Raw genomic sequence first — 18,003 nt, forward strand, 5'->3', positions numbered from 1 at the left:
ACGATCAAACAGCTTTGACGGCTTCGCCCATCAGAACCTGCTCGACAATCTCAACGCCAAACCCCTGGAGTGCAGGAACGTGGGTGGGCCGTGACACCAGCAGGCGCAAGCGGTGAATCCCCAGATCAGAGAGGATCTGGCCGCCAATCCCGGTGTGTCGCAGCGTCTGCGTCTGGTCCTTGCCGCGTGCTATACCGTCACGATGCAGCACCATGCGAGGTGGCGTGACCGTGCGGTCGATTCCAAAGCCACGGCTTCCATTGTGGAGGTACACCAACGCACCGCGTCCCTCTTCGCCAATCCGACGCAACGCCGTTTCAATGCTCTGCCTGCAGTCGCAGCTATCGTGGCAAAAGATGCCGCCAGCCAGACAATGCGTGTGCACACGAACCAGTGGCACTTCCGCGCCGCCCGCAGCCGTGACGTCGCCCATAACCAGTGCGAGGTGGCTTTCCCCCTCCTCGACGTCGCTGGCATAGGCAATCGTGCGGAACTCACCCCAGGGGGTACGCAATAGCGTCTCCGCCTCGCGATGGATGTACCGCTCATGCTGCAACCTGTAACGAATCAACTCCGCAACGGTCAGCATGGCCATATCGTGTTCGCGGCAGAACGACACAAGGTCTGGCACCCGCGCCATGGTGCCGTCTTCGTTCATGATTTCGCAGATCACGCCCGCAGGAATCAATCCGGACATGCGAGCCAAATCAACCGACGCTTCCGTCTGTCCCGCGCGTACCAGCACGCCGCCTTTGCGAGCGCGGAGCGGAAAAACGTGACCCGGTCGTGCCAGATCAGCCGCGGTGCTTCCCGGATTTACCGCCGTGAGAATCGTATGTGCCCGGTCTGCGGCGGAAATGCCAGTCGTCACGCCTTCGCGGGCCTCGATGCTCTCCGTAAATGCCGTACCAAAGCGGGAGGTGTTTTCGGCGGCCATGGGCATCAGTCGGAGATAATCGGCGCGCTCTTCTGTCAGCGTCAGGCAGATCAGTCCGCGTCCATACTTCGCCATGAAGTTGATCGCCTCGGGTGTAACGTGTTCCGCCGCAAGGGTCAGGTCGCCCTCGTTTTCGCGGTCTTCATCGTCCACCACAACAATCATCTTCCCTGCGGCAAACTGTCGCAGCGCTTCCGGTACGTCGACAAACGGGCTCTCAGGCATACGCCTCCAGTGTAGTCTTCCCTTCTTTCGGATGCTGCACGGAAAGAAAGGCTTCGAAAAAGCAGAGGGGCTCCGTCCGAAGACGAAGCCCCTCCATCACTGATGTCAATTTCTTACAGGGTGGACTCGATTTCAAATCCCCACGCTTCCAAAAGCGATTCCGGGATGTACTTCGAGTTCTTATTACGGCGGGCCCACTCACGCAACCGCGTAGACCGAACATACTGGTCCGGGGTCAGCTTGTATTCCTTCACGATCAACTCAAACGATGTCACCGTCGGGACGACCGGCCCAATCGGCTCCGGCTTGCCCCAATTCGGATTGCCACGACGCTTCGCCATGCACGCTCCCTCACGTCAATTCGTCGACCACTGCTCAGCGCGTTTCGCGAACCCGTAGTCAACACCTTAGTATACCTCGATTTTCGCCTGATTCCAAGTCGAAGCAGCCTCGCAGAGGTGCAGCAAGCTAAGATGGCTACCGGATAAGGAGTTGCCGATTGGATCGCCGGGATTTTCTTCGTAAAAGTGGACTTGCAGCAGCCGCACTGACCGCCAGTGGTGAAATACCAGCCCAAACGGCATCTCGCCGTCGGCCGAACATCATCCTGTACCTTTCCGACCAGTTTCGCTGGGACTTTGTCGGGGCAAACGGTGCGAATAGCTCCACTCAAACGCCGAATCTGGACGCGATGGCACGTCGTGGCACCAATTTCACCCATGCCATCACGAATCAGCCGGTCTGTGCGCCATCACGCTCGGTCCTCTTTACCAGTCGTTACGCAACAGAAACCGGCGTTTGGCAAAACGGCCCCGGCATGCGGCAGGACCTGCCCACGCTGGCTGGGGAACTTCGGAAAGCTGGCTACTCCGCAAACCTGATCGGGAAATGGCATCTGGCTCCGGGCAACGTGAAGCAGGGTGGTGGCGATGGTGCCGTGCCTCCGCAATGGCGAGGTGGGTTTGACGATCTGTGGGAGGGTGCGAACGCCCTGGAGCACACCAGCCATCCGTACGAAGGCACACTCTACGATCGGGACGGCAAGGAGATTACCTACAAAGACCGTTACCGCGTAGACTTCCTGACTGATCGCGCGGAACAGTTCCTGCGCCAGAAGCACGACAAACCGTTCTTCCTCTTCGTGTCGCAACTGGAACCGCATCAACAAAACGACCTGAACCGCATGGTTGGTCCCAAAGGCTCGGCGGAGCGATTCATCAACGCTCACGTCCCTCCTGATCTTCGAGCGTTTCCCGGCGACTGGCACCAGCAATTGCCGGATTATTACGGTGCCTGCGAAAGCATTGATGCTTCGGTAGGACGCCTCCACAGCGTGCTGAAGGAAACCGGGCAGGATGAAGGCACTATCTTCATCTTCTTCTCAGACCACGGTTGCCACTTTATGACGCGCAATACCGAATACAAGCGCTCCACGCACAACAGCAGCATCCGCGTGCCCATGATCATCGACGGCCCCGGCTTCAACGGAGCGCAGCAGATCAGCCAGCTTGTGGGCATCATCGACATGGCTCCGACATTGCTGCAGGCTGCAGGTGTTCCTATTCCCTCTTCGTGGAAAGGTCATAGCTTCCTGCCGTTGCTGCAGGACGGAACTGCGCGCACCGCATGGCCAGATCAGCAATTGGTACAGATCAGCGAATCGATGACAGCGCGCGCACTTCGCACGCAGGACTGGACCTATTGCGTGGCTGACATCTCTGGCGCCAAAAACGCTGCAAGTCCGCAATACATGGAATGGCAGATGTACGACCAGCGCAACGATCCGCATGAGCTGGTGAACCTTGCCGGACGCAAAGAGTATCGCGAAAAGGCGAAGGAGCTAAAAGCGCTTCTTATGGAACACATGAAATATGCAGGCGAGACCGCTGAGATAAAAGATGCGACGCTGTACCACTAAAGCCACCACAACGGCCGAGTCCTTCCACACCGCAACGGCGCGACGGACTCTACAATAGACATCAAGCCCGGATGGTGAAATCGGCAGACACAGCGGACTTAAAATCCGCAGACCGCAAGGTCGTGGGGGTTCAAGTCCCCCTCCGGGCACCATGTATCAACGAATCAAGGCCGCAAATCCCATAAGAACCGCATCTCTGTAAGCCCACAAGTACACTGGCAATATGATCATCGCCGCGCGCATTTTTCGTCTGCTGGCTCTTGCTGTTTGGCTTGGTGGCATTGTCTATTTTGGAGCAGTTGTCGCACCCGGCGCAGCCGCGATCTTTGGCACCACGGAACGCTTCGCGGACTTCATTGGCCGCTCCATCCTGATGCTGCACATGATCGGCATTTATTGCGGCATCGTCATGCTCGTCGCACTGCGATTTCTGAATAACCGCGCGTTTAAACCGCTGTGGCAAGGCATTCTGATTCTGCTGATGCTTGTGCTTACGTTTGTATCCAATCGGGCGATCGTTTTGCCCATGGAACATGACCGCGCACTCGCAGGCGGCAACATCAGCGTCCTTCTGCCGGATTCACCGTTGCGCCAGGATTTCGACGCTCGGCACCAGTGGTCTACACGCGTTGAAAGCACGGTACTCTTGCTCGGCATCGGACTCGCAGTTCTCATCGGTTGCGAAGCGGGTCTGCGCGAACGCATCACCACTGCCCCGCCGAAGCGCGTCTTCGATCTGGATGACGAAGAATAAGAGCAGGCTTTAGTGTGCCTGCGACTTCGAAAAGATCTGGATGACCAGCACGCCGGAGCAGATCAGCACAATGCCCAGCACGGCGGGGACATCCAGGCGTTCGCGATACACCAGCCATCCCAGCAGTGAAATGAGCGTAATGCCAACACCAGACCAGATGGCATACACCACGCCCACGGGCATGGTGCGAAGTGCAATGGTCATGGAATAAAAAGCGATGGCATAGCCAATCACAACGATGACGGAAGGCCAGAGTCTCGTGAAACCGTGCGACGCCTTCAACGCTGTAGTCGCGGAAGTCTCTGCAATGATTGCGACCGCAAGAGCAAGCAGACTGGCAGTACGTGGAACCATACTGCCAGTCTAGCGTCTGCGCGCATTACTCCACGGGCATGCGGGCACGGTATCCATCACGCGCCATCACCGAATACTTCAGCTTCTTGCTCTTCTCATCCACCATTGTTAGCGGCTGGCCTTCACGATCCACCAGATCCACTTTGATCTTCCGGTACGTGCCATCCTGCGCTGTATTGGTGGGGTGATAAGTCAATACATACTGGTTGCGGATTGAGTTGTTGATCGACGCAAACACCTCTGGAAACGCGCCCTGAAAGACCGGGAAATAACTCTGCCCACCAGTCATCGCCGAGATGGTCTTCATCTCGTTATCCGCCTGCAGATAATCCATGCGTGCAATGCTGCCCATGGCACCGCGTGAATCCGATATCTCACGCGCTAGTCCGCCGGTGCTTACCGTGTAAATCGTAATGTCCTTGGACTCGCGCACTTTTTTGTAAATCTGATCCAGGTTCAGCTTTGAGAACGTATCTCGCCCGCTCGAAACCAGGATGATGTACTTGCGGCCTTCAATGCGGCTTAGACGATCCAGCGTCTCAGACAAAGCGTCGAACTCATTGGTATCACTGAATCCAGGAATCGTCAGCGATTGCAACGCTTGTGCCGTCAACTGCTTGTCCTGAGTGAAGTCCGTCAGGATGTGCGTCCTCAAGTCATACGTCACCACGGCAACGTAATCCTCCGGCTTCAACTGCCTGAAGAACACATACGAAGCCTGCTGCATATCGCGAATGAACACCCAGCTATTCGCCGCAAATTCCAGCAGCATCACTGCTGTAATGGGCTTCTGCTGCATACGCAAATCGGTCAGTTTCTGTGGCACACCATCTTCCGTCACACGGAAGTTTTCCGGCTTCAGACCAGGTACAAACTGGCCTGTCTTCTGCAGCTGGACACTCACATCCACCGTGACCACAGGCACATCCACGCGGATGGAGTAGTTCTCCAGTTCCTTGGGATTCTTCACCTTCTCCTCATCCGGAGCAGGCGGTGGCGGCTCGTCTTCCTGTGCGTTGGCACGCTTTTTCTTCAGAATGACGGGAGAATCCTGCTGCTGCGGCCCGGCATCGTCTGTCTGCGTAGGCGCGGCGGGCTTGGTTTGCGGTGTCTGTGCCATGGCTGCAACCGGCAGCAGCATTGTCGCGGCAACCATTGCAGCCAGGGTGTGCTTCGTTCTGCTCAAGACTTCGTCTCCCGAATCCGTTGGCGGTATTCCCTAGCCTAAACCCGTCCGGCCACGTCCATCACGTGTAAGGGGGCAAGGCGAAACTTGGCACAGGGTACACTTGGCCCTACTCTGGTAGACGTGATTCTTCCCCGAAAGGCTACGCTGGCAGCGGCAGCACTGGCTGCCGTTTTGCCTATGGCCGTTGCTGCGGCACAAAACGCCGCACAGCCGCCCCTGCACGCCGATCCGTTTCCGCTCGCCGAGGTTCACCGCGGCCTGCACGGCACCGCATGGACGGTCTTTGAAGGCACCGACCCCGAGCCCATGGACGTAGAAATCCTGGGACGCCTGAAAGACGCCATCGGCCCCGGCCAGGACATGATCCTGGCACGCCTCCACGGTGCCAAGCCCGAGTTCACCGGTGTGGTCGCGGGCATGAGTGGTTCACCCGTTTACGTCGACGGCAAACTTCTGGGCGCACTCGCCTATCGCATCGGTCAATTCAGCAAGGAACCCATCTGCGGCATCACGCCAATCGGCAGCATGTTCCAGGTGCGCGATCTGCCGACGCTCTCGCCGCCAGCGATCGCTACACCGCTCAGTAAAGCCTCCGTCAGCGAAGCCAGCCCGGAGATTCACGCCATTGACACTCCGCTCGTCTTCAGCGGCTTCTCGCAGGACACCGTCGCGAAATACGCCGATAACTTCCGCAACATGGGCCTTGAGCCTGTCAGCGGTATAGGCTCTGCGTCGCCGGATACACGTCAACCGGCGCCCATCGTCCCAGGTTCCGCGGTTTCCGCCATTCTCGCGCGCGGCGACCTCAACGTAGCCGCCACCTGCACCGTTACCTACGTCGATGAGAAGCAGCTCCTTGCCTGCGGCCATCCCATGACGCAGTACGGTGACATCTCCATCCCTATGACGAAATCCGAGGTGATCGCGACGCTCGCCTCTCCGATGAACGCCTTTAAGATCGTCAATTCAACGGAGACAGTCGGTTCGTTTACGCAGGACCGTGCCAACGCCGTAGCCGGCACTTTCGGTCGCACTGCCCGCATGATTCCAGTCGCGGTCGACATCACGCCGGAACCCGGCAGCGGCCTCCCTGCTCAATCACTGCATTTTGAAGTGCTGGACAACCGGCAGCTCACACCGCAGGTTATGCTGGCGTCCGTCTACCAATCGCTGAACCAGAACAATACCGCTGCCAACCAGATGAGCCTTCGCCTTACCGGCGACATTGCATTGGAAGACGCGGAGGGTCGTCCCGGTACCGTGCATCTCGCGAGCACCTTCGCTGCCTCGGACAATCAACCCGCGGCTCAGCTTGCTACTGTTTCTTTCGCGCAGAAATTCCTCGCCGTCTTCGGCAACGACCTCGCGCAACCCAAAATCACCAGCATCCAACTCCACGCCATTGCCGTACCGCGCCGCGAGTCCGCTGAACTGGAAACGGCGCGTCTCAGTACCAATGAAGCGCAACCCGGCGACACCATCCAGGTGGAAGCCACCATTCGTCCCTTCCAGCGCGAGTCCCGCGTCGTGCGCATCCCCGTTACGTTGCCAACGACGTTGACGCCCGGGCCGCTGCGCATCTTCGTCAGCGATGGCCCGTCGCTCGACCGGCTGCTCACACCACCATCTGCTGCAGGCAGCGTGAACCTCGGCGTGCAGGATACCGTCGCGCAACTGAACCGCACACACAGCAACGACCGTCTCTACGTCACGCTCCTCGACCACCAGACGCAGGCCGTCACCGCCGCGGCCGCGCTGCCATCGTTGCCGCCTTCCATTGCGAATGTGCTGCAGCCCATGCGCGGCACACGCCAGATCACGTTCACTTCTGAGACCGCCGCCGAGGCGGGCTCCGCACCCGCGGAAGCCCAACTTTCGGGCGCAGAAGTTCTCACTATTCGCATTCGTTAGAGGCACGCCATCCGACACGCCGCCGCCATCCTGCTCGCCACCACCGCTCTCACCGCAACGGCACAAGGAACCCGCCAGTGGACGGAAACCCGCTACGACGAGTTCGAACGCGGTACCCCCACCAACGTCGCCATGCGTAACGACGGTCGCCTGGAACCCGCACCAGCACTCCGCAGCATCGCCGCAACTTCCAGCACCTTCCTCTGGTCCATCGCGGCGGCTGGCACGGATCTTTATGCAGGAACGGGCGCACCCTCCGGCGGCTCGCAACTCCTCAAGATCGACGCGAAGGGCGCCATCAGCACTGCAGCATCCTTCAAAGAGCTGAACGTTCAGGCTACTCTCGCGCTCGCCGACGGCAGCATCCTCGCGGCGACGTCGCCGGACGGCAAGGTCTATCGCGTTACCCCCGGCAACACCACGCCGCAAATCGTCTTTGACCCCACGCAGACCGCAGAAAAGCCGAAGTACATCTGGTCGCTCGCAATCGCAAAGAACGGTGATTTGCTCGTCGCAACGGGTGCTCCGGCAACCATCTTTCGCGTGCCGCTGCAATCGCCCAATGCCAAGCCGCAACTGCTTTTCCGCAGCGGCGACCAGCACATCCGCTCACTCGCGGTAGCCGCAGATGGCACCATCTACGCAGGTTCTGACGGTGCAGGACTCATCTATCGCATCGCTCCCGATGGCAAGCCCTTCGCTCTCTACGCGGCACCCAAACACGAAATCACCGCACTCGCGCTCGATGCAGCAGGAAACCTCTACGCAGCAGCCGTAGGTGATCGCAAGCCGCCGGTGCTACCGCCGCTTCCCGCGTCCGGCCAGCCCACCGCTGCCATGGCCATCACCATCCTGCAGCCCGGCTCAGCGATCTCCGCGACGAACAACTCCATTGTTCCCGATGGCTCTGAAATCTATCGCATCGCTCCGGACGGCACACCGCGGCGTCTCGTTGCGCTTCAGCAGGACGTGGTTTACGCGCTGACTGTTCGCAACAACGCTCTCTTCGCAGCGACTGGCAATCGCGGTCGCGTCTATCGCATTGACACGGTACAGGCCAACAAGTACACCGACATCGCTCATACCGAAGCCAGCCAGGTAACTGCCATCGCGCAGACGCCTTCCGGTCTCGCTCTTGCCACAGCCAACAGCGGCAAAATCCTTCAGGTGTCAGACATCGTTGCAGCCAATGCCACCTTTGTATCTGACGTCTTCGACGCCTCCACCACCACACGTTTCGGTCGTGTCGAAACGGAAGGCAGTGCCACCGGCATTGACCTTTTCGTCCGGTCGGGCAACGTCGAAAACGCACACGACTCGCTCGCGCATCTCTGGTCTGACTGGACACCCGTCAAACCAAACCAGACACCGCTTCCCATCCCCGCCGCACGCTACGTGCAATGGAAGGCCGTCTTCCATCCCGGCACCCAACTTCGCTCTGTCGCTGTGAATTACCTCCAGCGCAATCTACCACCACAGGTTGACGACATTGCTGTGCAGCCCGGAGCGCGCATTCCCAACGCGACAGCAGCAACATCAACAGGCGGCGGCAGCATCGCAGTTGGCTTTAGGGGCGCTCCCTCTGCCGCGCCAGCGCTCACCATTGCAGAAACCGGCGCACCGCCCATCATCGCCACACGCGACCGCAATGCCGTTACCGCTCGTTGGCTGGCACACGATCCCAACAACGACCCACTTACCTTCACCGTGGATTATCGCGACGTCCGAGAAACCAACTGGCACACGCTGAAGACCGACATCCGCGAACGCGCCTACAGCTTCGACTCTTCGCAACTTCCAGACGGCAACTACGAACTCCGCGTCACAGCATCAGACGCCGCTGTACACACCACCGCCGAGGCGCTCACCGGACAACGTGTCTCTGACACCTTCACGCTGGACACCACGCCGCCGGTCCCCGGTCCGCTGACGGCCACGCTACAAAACGGCAAGCTGCACGCCACGTTCGAAGCCACAGATGCCACCAGTCCCATCGCGCGCGCGGAGTACTCTCTCGACGCAGACGACTGGCAATACCTGGAACCCAGCGGCGGCCTCAGCGACAGCCTCACCGAACGCTATGACTTGACCCTCCCGGTCACAGGAACAGGCGAACACACCATAGCCATCCGCCTCGCGGATCGTGCCGGAAACGCCACCAGCGTAAAGGCCATCGCAAAGTAGCTACATCAAAATGCGCAAAGAAAAGTGCCCAGGTTCACGAAGCTGACCTGGGCACTTTCGCATTTAGGTGCAATCAATCGATCAATGATCGCCTATTCGTACCGCAGGGCTTCAGCAGGCAAGATCTTTGCTGCCGACCCACTGGGATAAAGCGTAGCCAGCAACGAAACAGCCAGAGACACCGCAGCCACCAACACTCCGTCAATCACCCGCGGCGCAAATGGCAGATAGTCAATCGAGTACACCTCTGCCGAAAGCTGGATGAAGTGGTAATGCCCACCAACCCACGACAACGAATAACCAAGCACCAATCCAATCACAGTACCGGTCAACGAAATCAGCAGACCCTGTGCCAGAAAGATCCTTCGTACCTGCTCCGGCTTCACACCAAAGCTCATCAGTACGGCAATGTCGCGTGTCTTCTCCATCACCAGCATCGTGAGAGCGATGAGAATATTCAGCGCCGCCACACACACAATCAACGCAATCACAATGAACGTAACGATGCGCTCCAACGATAAGGCCCGGAATAGTTCACGGTTTTGATCAATCCAGTTCGTCGCTTGAAAGCCCTGTCCCGCAGCCTCTTCAATCGTCTTACCTATCTCTTTCGCGCGGTACATGTCGTCCACCTTGAACGAAATGACAGAGGTCAGGTCCGGCTCACTGAACAACCGCTGCGCATCCATCAGCCGCGTAAACGCATAGCTGGAGTCGTACTGATAAAACCCAGAATGAAAGATGCCCACCAATTGAAACCGTTGATACTTCGGCACAATTCCCAGCGGTGTTAACTCACCCTGCGGGCTCGTCACCAGTACGGTGTCGCCCACACCCGCACCAATCGTCTCTGCTAAGTCCGAACCAAAAACGATCGGCGGTAAGGCCATCGGACCAGTGCTTTCCAGGGCTGAAGCACTTCCCTTCTTCACCGATTGCAACAGGTCACTGACGGTCTTCTCTTCCGCGGGAACAACGCCTTTAATCAGGCCGCCACCGGACCGAGGCCCACGGGAAATCAACACCTGCCCATACAGTCCAGGAGCAGCCGCCGTTACATGCGGCGCCTGTCGCAGCCGCTCCAACAGCGGACGCCAATCACGGATACCATCACCCGCCACCCGCATCAGGTCCACATGTGCCGTCGACCCCAGCAAGCGGGACTGCAAATCGCGTCGCATGCCATTTGTAATAGCCAGCGCAATAATCAGCGATGCGACACCCGCAGCCACACCGGCCACGGAGATCGCCGTAATCACACCAATGACCGCCTGCCGCCGTTTGGCGCGCAGATAACGGGCGGCAATAAAAAGCTCAAAACGCATCGTCTAGCAGTATCGCAGCCTGAGTGCAGCAAATGAGAACAGGGACCTTTTCAGGTCCCTGTAAAGGTAGAACAAGACCGCGGCGAACTACTGCGCCCAGCCATTCACCTTTAGCCAGTTCAGCAACAAATCCGGCCAAACGCTCAGTTCTGGATTCCCTGTAGCCAATCCCGCTCCGTGCGCCCCGTGCCGAAAGATATGCATCTCAACCGGCACTTTCGCTTTCACCAGCGCGGAATAGAAAAGAATCGAATTAGCAATTGGCACAGTCTTGTCATCGGTTGTGCTGAACAGGAAAGTCGGAGGTGTCTGCTCCGTTACCTGCAGCTCGCTCGACATCAGAGTCACCAGTGCCGGATCAGGATTGTCACCCAATAAATACTTCTTCGAACCCGCATGCATCACCGTCGGATCCCACGAAATCACCGGATAGGCCAACACCAGAAAGTCCGGTCGGCTTGATACGCGATCCATTGGATCGGTTGCAGAAGCATTCCCCGCGTCGAAGTGTGTTCCTGCAGACGACGTCAGATGACCGCCAGCCGAGAAGCCCCACATACCGATGTGCGATGTATCCACGCCCCACTCGGCGGCGTGTGAACGAGCAAAACGGATGGCCCGCTGCGCATCACCCAGTTCAATGGGATGGTGATACTTCGGCCCCAGGCGATAGCGCAACAGAACAGCAGCCACACCATGCTGATTCAGCCACTGCACAATGTCGTAACCCTCATGCTTGATGGCAAGGTGAACATAACCACCGCCTGGTGCCACCACCACAAGTGAATGCGTGGGGTTTTCCTTCGGCAGGAACACGCTCACTGCAGGGATGTCGATAACCTCATTTCCCTGCTGTCCCGGCGCGCCATCTGGCCAAAGCGGCGTCCAAGTATGCCCCTCAGGCAACGGCAGCAAAGTCTTACCGGGATCGGGCGGAAACGACGTAGTAAAGCCCGGAGGCACTGCGTTCTGAGCAGGAGCAGCAACCGGCGCAGCCGTCTGCGCCACACCCACCGCTGAAACAAGGGCAAGCATCACAGCAACAATTCGCATCAAGGTTCCTTTGCGCACCAGCCTAACCCAGCTCAGTGCATTCTGAAAACAGGGAGAAGATTGTGCGAAAATAGCACCACCCCTGATGCACTCCCCCACCCCATCTCCGGACCTCGAATCGCTCCTTCACAGCGTCTTCGGATTCCGCGAATTCCGAGCCAGCCAGCGCGCCGTCTGCGAAGCCACCACCAAGGGACGCGATGTCCTGCTGGTCATGCCAACGGGCGCAGGCAAAAGCCTTTGCTATCAGCTCCCGGCCATTGCCCTCGGCGGTACGGCGTTGGTCATCTCACCACTGATCGCGCTCATGGACGATCAGGCGCACAAGCTCACATCGCTCGGTCTCAACGTCGGACGCATCCACTCCGGCCTTGACCGCGAAGCAAGCCGCCAGGTCTGCCGCGACTACCTCAACGGCAAACTGCAGTTCCTTTTCATTGCGCCCGAGCGGTTCCGCGTGCCCGGCTTCGGCGCAATGCTCGCCAAGCGTAAGCCCTCGCTCATCGCGATCGACGAAGCGCACTGTATCTCGCAATGGGGACACGACTTTCGCCCTGACTATCGCAACCTTGCTGCGCATCTCGGAGCTCTTCGCCCCGCTCCGATCATTGCCCTTACCGCGACCGCCACACCGCAGGTACAGAAAGACATCGTTACCGAACTCGCGCTGACGAACGCCGCGGAATTTATCCAAGGTTTCCGTCGCACCAATCTCGCCGTAGAAGTTGTGGAAGTCTCCAAGCCGCGTCGCACGGAGATGGCGCGCAAGCTTCTTTCAGAATCGGCCAGTCGTCCCGCCATCATCTACGCGCCATCGCGCAAAGATGCGGAGACGCTCGCCACAGAACTGAACAGCAACTTTCCCACCGCCACGTATCATGCAGGCCTTGAACCGGCCACGCGCGACAAGGTGCAGCGTGGCTTCCTGGACGGAAAGCTGGAAGTCGTCGTCGCCACCATCGCCTTCGGCATGGGTATCGACAAAGCCGACGTGCGCACTGTGCTCCACATGGCTATGCCCTCCACCGTCGAAAGCTTCTACCAGGAGATCGGCCGCGCCGGACGCGATGGAAAACCTGCCCGCTCCGTGCTGATGTACAGCTTCGCCGACCGCCGCATGCACGACTTCTTCCTGGAGCGCGACTACCCGCCCACAGACACTCTTTCGCGAATCGCTACGGCGCTCCCAATCGAGCCCATCCACGCCGACGACCTTCGCATCAAGCTCCGTCTTGATCTCGACGTCTTCGGCCCAGCGCTCGACAAACTCCTCGCTCAAGGCGCAGCGCAAATCGACATGGGCGGCAACGTCACGCGCGCAGACAATCCTTCGCCCGCATGGATGGCTCGTTACAACACGCAGGTCAGCTTCCGCCGCGGCCAGATTGATGCCATGATGCGCTTCGCATCAGCTGCTGAATGCCGCATGTCGGCACTCATTCGTCACTTTGGCGACATGTCAGACAACCGCGCCTGCGGACTCTGCGACTTCTGTTCGCCCGAACGCGCTTCCTCGCAAACCTTCCGCGATCCGTCCACGCCTGAGCTACGGGAAATTCATCGCGTCCTCCGAGAACTCGCCGCTTCACCCCACGGCAAATCCACTGGCAAGCTCCACACAGAGCTGTACTCGCGCAACGAGCTCGATCGCAAAGAACTCGACGTCCTGCTCGACGCCATGGGCCGCGCTGGTTACATTACGCTGGAATCCGCAACCTTCATGAGTCCTGAAGGCAAAGAGATCAGCTACCGCCGTGCCCTCATCACTCACGAAGGCCGCGAAGCCAACGACGGCGAACCCATCATCGGTATCCAGATGCGCGACGTTACAGAGACATCGGCTCTGCCGTCCAAACGCTCGCGCAGTCAATCCAAGAGCAGCTCATCCGGAGGCCGCTCTAAGTCGCAGAAGGCTGAGCAGGAAAATACGCCGCTCACCGCCGATCAAAAGATCGCCGACGCAGCTCTACGCGGCTGGCGTGCTGATGAAGCCAAGAAGCTAAAGAAGCCTGCCTTCGTCATCTTCGGCGACCGTACGCTTCGCCAGATTGTTCTCGACAATCCCCGCTCCGTGGAAGATCTGGAAGACGTATCCGGCATCGGCGCAGCCAAAGCCGCGCGCTGGGGCGACGCGATCATCGCTGTCCTGCACGGCGAACTTCCGCTGCATATCACCGACCAACCTACCCCAACATCGAAAGACGAATTCTCTTCTACGCCAACAGAAAAGAAGCCGGATACGACACGCAATTTCAAACCAACGCCGATGCGTCCATCCACGCTTTCTTACATGCGATAAACGGATGCCATTCACACGCACGAAATAAAGCGGCATATCGCTGCTAAAATGAAGCCATCTCCGTCTTAACATCCGGAACATTCGTCATTACAAGGAGCATTCGCCATGGCTGACCTGTCTTCTTCCAACGGCAACTACGCGCCGCACGGCCTTCGTCTCAAGACTGGTCTGGCGGAAATGCTCAAGGGCGGCGTCATTATGGACGTCATGAACGTTGAGCAGGCTCGCATCGCTGAAGAGGCGGGCGCCGTCTCCGTCATGGCGCTTGAGCGCGTCCCTGCCATGATCCGCGCCGAAGGTGGCGTGGCCCGCATGGCGAACCCCAAGCTCATCAAGGAAATCATCGGCACGGTCTCCATCCCCGTCATGGCCAAGGCCCGCATCGGCCACTTTGCCGAAGCTCAGATCCTTCAGGAACTCGGCGTCGACTTCATTGACGAGTCGGAAGTCCTCACGCCCGCCGACGACACCTTCCACATCGACAAGCACGCCTTCACCACGCCCTTCGTCTGCGGCGCACGTAACCTGGGCGAAGCACTCCGTCGCATTGCGGAAGGCGCAGCCATGATCCGCACCAAGGGCGAACCCGGCACTGGCGACGTCATCCATGCCGTGCAGCACATGCGCACCATGGTCCGCGAGATCAAACAGCTCAGCGTTATGGGCGACGACGAGCTTTACCACGCCGCCAAGAACCACGGCGCGCCCTACGAACTCGTTCGCATGGTCAAGGAACTGGGCAAGCTGCCCGTTCCCAACTTCTCCGCGGGCGGCATCGCAACCCCGGCAGACGCAGCCCTTATGATGCAGCTCGGTGCTGAAACTGTATTTGTGGGCAGCGGCATCTTCATGAAGGAGCGTGCCACCCCCCTGGACGTGGAGAACAACGCGAAGGAACGCGAAGAAGCTGTCAGCCGCGCCACTGCCATCGTTCAGGCTGCCCGCCACTTTGACGACCCCAAGATCCTTGCAGAGGTCAGCGAGCAGGTTCTGGGCAGCATGAAGGGCCTGGCCGCCCTCGCCATCGAGGAAAAAGAGCTGATGCAAACCCGTGGTTGGTAGCCGCTCTATCTACCAAAAAGTGGAGAACGGAAGCCGCGACTGATCGCGGCTTCCGTTTTTTACGTCCGAAAACGCTCATCTGAAGTAACCGAATACCCTCTGGGAACGCCAAACCACGCCAATCCTACTGAATTATGTAGATTTCTTAGCCTCATAGCAGAAATATGCAACTTCTCATAGATTTTTGCGTCATAATCAGTGTGAGGGCAAGAGAGCCCGAAAGTTCGCGGACGGTAGAGCAAACATCCCGCCGCTACAAGTTGCGTCACTGGCCTCCCCCCTATCGGCGATCTTCGTCGGTAGGGGCTTTTTTTTGTTTGCGGTAGGGCTTCCGCTCTGCCTCACGCTCCGTCACATCCATAACCTGTCATGACGCTCGCGATTTCGCATGTGTTCCGTCAGGGACCGCCGTACTATGGTTTCAATTTCCTGCCACAAGTTCTGCGAGGTCTCCATGCGCCTGTCCTTATCCGTGCCGGTTCGTTCGGTGGTTCTTGCCTGTGGTTCGCTACTGTCGATAGCGTCTGTCACGCTTCCCTCTCTTGCGGCGCAGACCGCGGCACAGGTAAAGCTCGACGGCACGTGGCAGGGCGCAGTGCGTCAGCCCGACGGCAAAGACAACCGGTGGGTCGTGAAGATTGAGAAGGCGGACTCGGGTTGGAAAGGGACCATGTGGTTCATCGATCAGAAGTCCCCCGCAATTCCGATCGAGAAGGTCGAATTCGTGGACGGGACGCTGAAGCTCAACATCGAGCGCGTCTTCATCACCTACGAGGGCAAGATGTCGCCCGACGGGACCACCATCTCCGGTATACGCACCTCGGGCGACAACAAGGTACCACTGATCTTCGTGCGAGCCACGACAGAGACAGCATGGGCCATCCCTGAGCCTCCCCCGCCCCAGCCCAAGATGGATCCCAACGCAAATCCGTCGTTTGAGGTAGCTACCATCAAGCCTCAGGCACCGGGCGACAAGGGATTTGCCTTCCTGCTGAATCGCGGAAACTTCATTGGCAAGGGACTCACCCTTGAAAAGATGATGACGATCTCATTGGGACTGAATGCCGCACAGATCGTGGGTCTCCCGGACTGGGCCACTCAGGATAAGTACGACATTGATGCAAAGCCCGACACTCCGGGACAACCGAGCCTGAAGCAGTTCATGAGCGAGGTCGCAAAACTCATGACGGATCGTTATGGCTTGAAGTACCACACCGAGAAGCGCACGATGACCGCCTACTCATTGACGGTGACTAAGAGCGGCATCAAGATGAAGCCGGCGCCTACGGGATCCGGCGACATTCCAGGATTCGGCTTGCCTCCGGGGCGGCTCTTCATCAACAACGCGACCATGCAGGAGTTCGCGCGGTTTCTGCAATCGGACATGTTTGATCACCCTGTCGTTGATCAGACGAACCTGGGAGCTGCCCGCTACAACGGCACGCTGAAGTACCAGATGGATGACAGCCAACTGATGAAGATGGGCCTGAAGGCTCCGCCGCAGTCTGACACCGGCGATACACCACCACCGCTCATCACCGCGCTCTCTGAAGAGTTCGGGCTGAAGCTGGATTCCGGCAAGATACCGGTGGATGTGCTCGTAATTGACAGCGTCTCAAAGCCAACGCCGAACTAGAACGTCGTTCACGCCGGGGAGAATGAAAGGCTATTGCAGAATTGTGCGGCAATGGCGTGCAATCTGTAGTTCTTCCTGCGCCGGGACAACAGTGATGCGATCCGGGGTGAGGCCTAGAAACTCCAGGCCATCGCATATCCTCGTGCGCACGTCGCCACTGTGCTCGCCAATGCCTCCGGTAAAGACCAACAGGTCAATGCCGCCCATCAGTGCGGCGTAAGCTCCGATGGTCTTGCGAACGCTGAGACAGAAGGCATCGACGGCAAGCGTGGCGGGCGCATCGCCTGTTGCGCGTCGTTGTAACAACGCACGCATGTCGCTTTCGCCATTGCTATATCCTGCAAGTCCGCTGCTGCGATTCACCAGAGCTTCCAGTGCATCTGCACCCAATGTCTCTTTGCGTATTAGGTACAGCAACACGCCAGGGTCCAGATCACCTGTGCGTGTCCCCATCACAATACCGCCTGTCGGAGTAAGCCCCATGCTGGTATCGATAGACTTGCCTCGGAAGACCGCGGTCACGCTGCCGCCGTTTCCGAGGTGAGCCATGACTGTGCGTTCTGGAAGACCGCTGCCAAGGCGATGCACGATGGACTCGTACGAAAGACCATGAAAGCCATAACGCATCACGCCTTCTTCAAAATAATCCGAGGGCAAAGGAAGCTGTGCTGCCACGGGTGGCATAGTGCGATGGAATGCCGTATCGAAACATGCGATATGGGTCGCATTGGAAAATATTTCCTGCGCCTGGCGGACAAGCTGTAAAGCCGATGGAATATGCAGTGGTGCAAAGTGAACCGCTGCATCCAGCGTTTGTAATACCTGTGGTGTTATGCGTTGATGCTCACGCAGATGTGGTCCACCGTGAACAATGCGATGACCCACTGCAATGGGAGCTTCGTGTAAGTACTCCTGCAACGAAGCAGCGATCGTTTGTAACGCTTCGGTTTGCGATTCGAGGATGGCTTCACGGTGTACCAGCGTCGTACCATCCGCAGCCTGAATCTGAAGAGTTCCGTCGTCACGACCGATTCCCTGCGCACTGCCGGACAACAACAGTTCCTCATCGTCGCCTGAGTTTGCAAAGACTCCGAACTTCAACGATGAGGAACCGCTATTCAGTGTGAGGATAGGTTTACGCGATGCGCTCATCGCA

At 58.5% G+C, this 18,003-nt stretch carries 14 protein-coding genes and 1 tRNA gene; 8 read left to right on the forward strand and 7 right to left on the reverse strand.

Going from position 1 to position 18,003, the window contains the following annotated elements:
* Window positions 1-4: 4 nt before the first annotated feature.
* Both ribB and M504_RS02020 read right to left on the reverse strand, forming a co-directional pair.
* The gene (gene ribB / locus M504_RS02015) at window positions 5-1,162 is read right to left on the reverse strand and encodes a 3,4-dihydroxy-2-butanone-4-phosphate synthase (RefSeq protein ID WP_047487361.1); all 1,158 of its coding nucleotides are present in this window, start codon (window positions 1,160-1,162) and stop codon (window positions 5-7) included.
* Window positions 1,163-1,275: 113 nt separating this feature from the next.
* Window positions 1,276-1,503 (reverse strand): hypothetical protein, encoded by a 228-nt coding sequence (locus M504_RS02020; protein ID WP_047487364.1) that lies wholly within the window; start codon window positions 1,501-1,503, stop codon window positions 1,276-1,278.
* 158 nt (window positions 1,504-1,661) lie between these two features.
* Here M504_RS02020 and M504_RS02025 point away from each other — a divergent pair, with 158 nt between their 5' ends.
* The 3 genes from M504_RS02025 to M504_RS02035 all read left to right on the forward strand — a co-directional run bounded on the left by M504_RS02025 (window position 1,662) and on the right by M504_RS02035 (window position 3,834).
* Window positions 1,662-3,080, forward strand: a complete 1,419-nt coding sequence (locus tag M504_RS02025; protein ID WP_047487367.1) for a sulfatase-like hydrolase/transferase — start codon at window positions 1,662-1,664, stop codon at window positions 3,078-3,080.
* Between the two features lie 65 nt (window positions 3,081-3,145).
* Window positions 3,146-3,232: transfer RNA gene (locus tag M504_RS02030), tRNA-Leu, on the forward strand.
* Between the two features lie 71 nt (window positions 3,233-3,303).
* Window positions 3,304-3,834: a DUF4149 domain-containing protein gene (locus M504_RS02035; RefSeq protein ID WP_047487369.1), complete on the forward strand. Its 531-nt coding sequence runs from the start codon at window positions 3,304-3,306 to the stop codon at window positions 3,832-3,834.
* Window positions 3,835-3,843: 9 nt separating this feature from the next.
* Here the strand turns inward: M504_RS02035 and M504_RS02040 are convergent, their stop codons facing one another.
* Together M504_RS02040 and M504_RS02045 are read right to left on the reverse strand one after the other, a co-directional pair.
* On the reverse strand, window positions 3,844-4,188 hold the full coding sequence (locus M504_RS02040) for an SMR family transporter (protein WP_047487372.1): 345 nt from the start codon (window positions 4,186-4,188) through the stop codon (window positions 3,844-3,846).
* A gap of 25 nt (window positions 4,189-4,213) precedes the next feature.
* Window positions 4,214-5,374: a VWA domain-containing protein gene (locus tag M504_RS02045; protein WP_369792885.1), complete on the reverse strand. Its 1,161-nt coding sequence runs from the start codon at window positions 5,372-5,374 to the stop codon at window positions 4,214-4,216.
* Window positions 5,375-5,497: 123 nt separating this feature from the next.
* Between M504_RS02045 and M504_RS02050 the strand changes: the two genes are divergently transcribed.
* Entirely contained in the window at window positions 5,498-7,288 is a 1,791-nt protein-coding gene (locus M504_RS02050; RefSeq protein ID WP_232296120.1) for a SpoIVB peptidase S55, read from the forward strand.
* Window positions 7,289-7,420: 132 nt separating this feature from the next.
* Window positions 7,421-9,472 carry a hypothetical protein gene (locus M504_RS02055; RefSeq protein ID WP_232296121.1) on the forward strand — a complete coding sequence of 684 codons (2,052 nt, stop codon included), beginning with the start codon at window positions 7,421-7,423 and terminating at the stop codon, window positions 9,470-9,472.
* Between the two features lie 92 nt (window positions 9,473-9,564).
* Here the strand turns inward: M504_RS02055 and M504_RS02060 are convergent, their stop codons facing one another.
* Complete coding sequence (locus M504_RS02060; protein WP_047487385.1) at window positions 9,565-10,797, reverse strand: FtsX-like permease family protein; 1,233 nt, start codon at window positions 10,795-10,797, stop codon at window positions 9,565-9,567.
* 87 nt (window positions 10,798-10,884) lie between these two features.
* Window positions 10,885-11,850 carry an alpha/beta hydrolase gene (locus M504_RS02065; protein WP_047487388.1) on the reverse strand — a complete coding sequence of 322 codons (966 nt, stop codon included), beginning with the start codon at window positions 11,848-11,850 and terminating at the stop codon, window positions 10,885-10,887.
* Between the two features lie 85 nt (window positions 11,851-11,935).
* On the opposite strand from M504_RS02065, the gene M504_RS02070 reads away from it, so the two are divergent.
* The 3 genes from M504_RS02070 to M504_RS02080 all read left to right on the forward strand — a co-directional run bounded on the left by M504_RS02070 (window position 11,936) and on the right by M504_RS02080 (window position 16,847).
* Window positions 11,936-14,149 (forward strand): ATP-dependent DNA helicase RecQ, encoded by a 2,214-nt coding sequence (locus M504_RS02070; protein WP_084214028.1) that lies wholly within the window; start codon window positions 11,936-11,938, stop codon window positions 14,147-14,149.
* Between the two features lie 105 nt (window positions 14,150-14,254).
* Window positions 14,255-15,211 (forward strand): pyridoxal 5'-phosphate synthase lyase subunit PdxS, encoded by a 957-nt coding sequence (gene pdxS / locus M504_RS02075; protein WP_047487391.1) that lies wholly within the window; start codon window positions 14,255-14,257, stop codon window positions 15,209-15,211.
* 454 nt (window positions 15,212-15,665) lie between these two features.
* Entirely contained in the window at window positions 15,666-16,847 is a 1,182-nt protein-coding gene (locus M504_RS02080; protein WP_047487394.1) for a TIGR03435 family protein, read from the forward strand.
* Window positions 16,848-16,877: 30 nt separating this feature from the next.
* Here M504_RS02080 and M504_RS02085 read toward each other — a convergent pair whose 3' ends face one another.
* Complete coding sequence (locus tag M504_RS02085) at window positions 16,878-17,999, reverse strand: acetate/propionate family kinase (protein WP_047487398.1); 1,122 nt, start codon at window positions 17,997-17,999, stop codon at window positions 16,878-16,880.
* Window positions 18,000-18,003 lie beyond the last annotated feature (4 nt).

This window comes from Terriglobus sp. TAA 43 (genome assembly GCF_000800015.1).
Lineage (GTDB): Bacteria > Acidobacteriota > Terriglobia > Terriglobales > Acidobacteriaceae > Terriglobus.

What these genes read in the sequence shown, in the direction of transcription:
- ribB (WP_047487361.1), bottom strand. Translation starts at nt 1,162, where the DNA reads ATGCCTGAGAGCCCGTTTGTCGACGTACCGGAAGCGCTGCGACAGTTT.
- M504_RS02020 (WP_047487364.1), bottom strand. Translation starts at nt 1,503, where the DNA reads ATGGCGAAGCGTCGTGGCAATCCGAATTGGGGCAAGCCGGAGCCGATT.
- M504_RS02035 (WP_047487369.1), top strand. Translation starts at nt 3,304, where the DNA reads ATGATCATCGCCGCGCGCATTTTTCGTCTGCTGGCTCTTGCTGTTTGG.
- M504_RS02040 (WP_047487372.1), bottom strand. Translation starts at nt 4,188, where the DNA reads ATGGTTCCACGTACTGCCAGTCTGCTTGCTCTTGCGGTCGCAATCATT.
- M504_RS02055 (WP_232296121.1), top strand. Translation starts at nt 7,421, where the DNA reads ATGCGTAACGACGGTCGCCTGGAACCCGCACCAGCACTCCGCAGCATC.
- M504_RS02060 (WP_047487385.1), bottom strand. Translation starts at nt 10,797, where the DNA reads ATGCGTTTTGAGCTTTTTATTGCCGCCCGTTATCTGCGCGCCAAACGG.
- M504_RS02065 (WP_047487388.1), bottom strand. Translation starts at nt 11,850, where the DNA reads ATGCGAATTGTTGCTGTGATGCTTGCCCTTGTTTCAGCGGTGGGTGTG.
- M504_RS02070 (WP_084214028.1), top strand. Translation starts at nt 11,936, where the DNA reads ATGCACTCCCCCACCCCATCTCCGGACCTCGAATCGCTCCTTCACAGC.
- pdxS (WP_047487391.1), top strand. Translation starts at nt 14,255, where the DNA reads ATGGCTGACCTGTCTTCTTCCAACGGCAACTACGCGCCGCACGGCCTT.
- M504_RS02080 (WP_047487394.1), top strand. Translation starts at nt 15,666, where the DNA reads ATGCGCCTGTCCTTATCCGTGCCGGTTCGTTCGGTGGTTCTTGCCTGT.
- M504_RS02085 (WP_047487398.1), bottom strand. Translation starts at nt 17,999, where the DNA reads ATGAGCGCATCGCGTAAACCTATCCTCACACTGAATAGCGGTTCCTCA.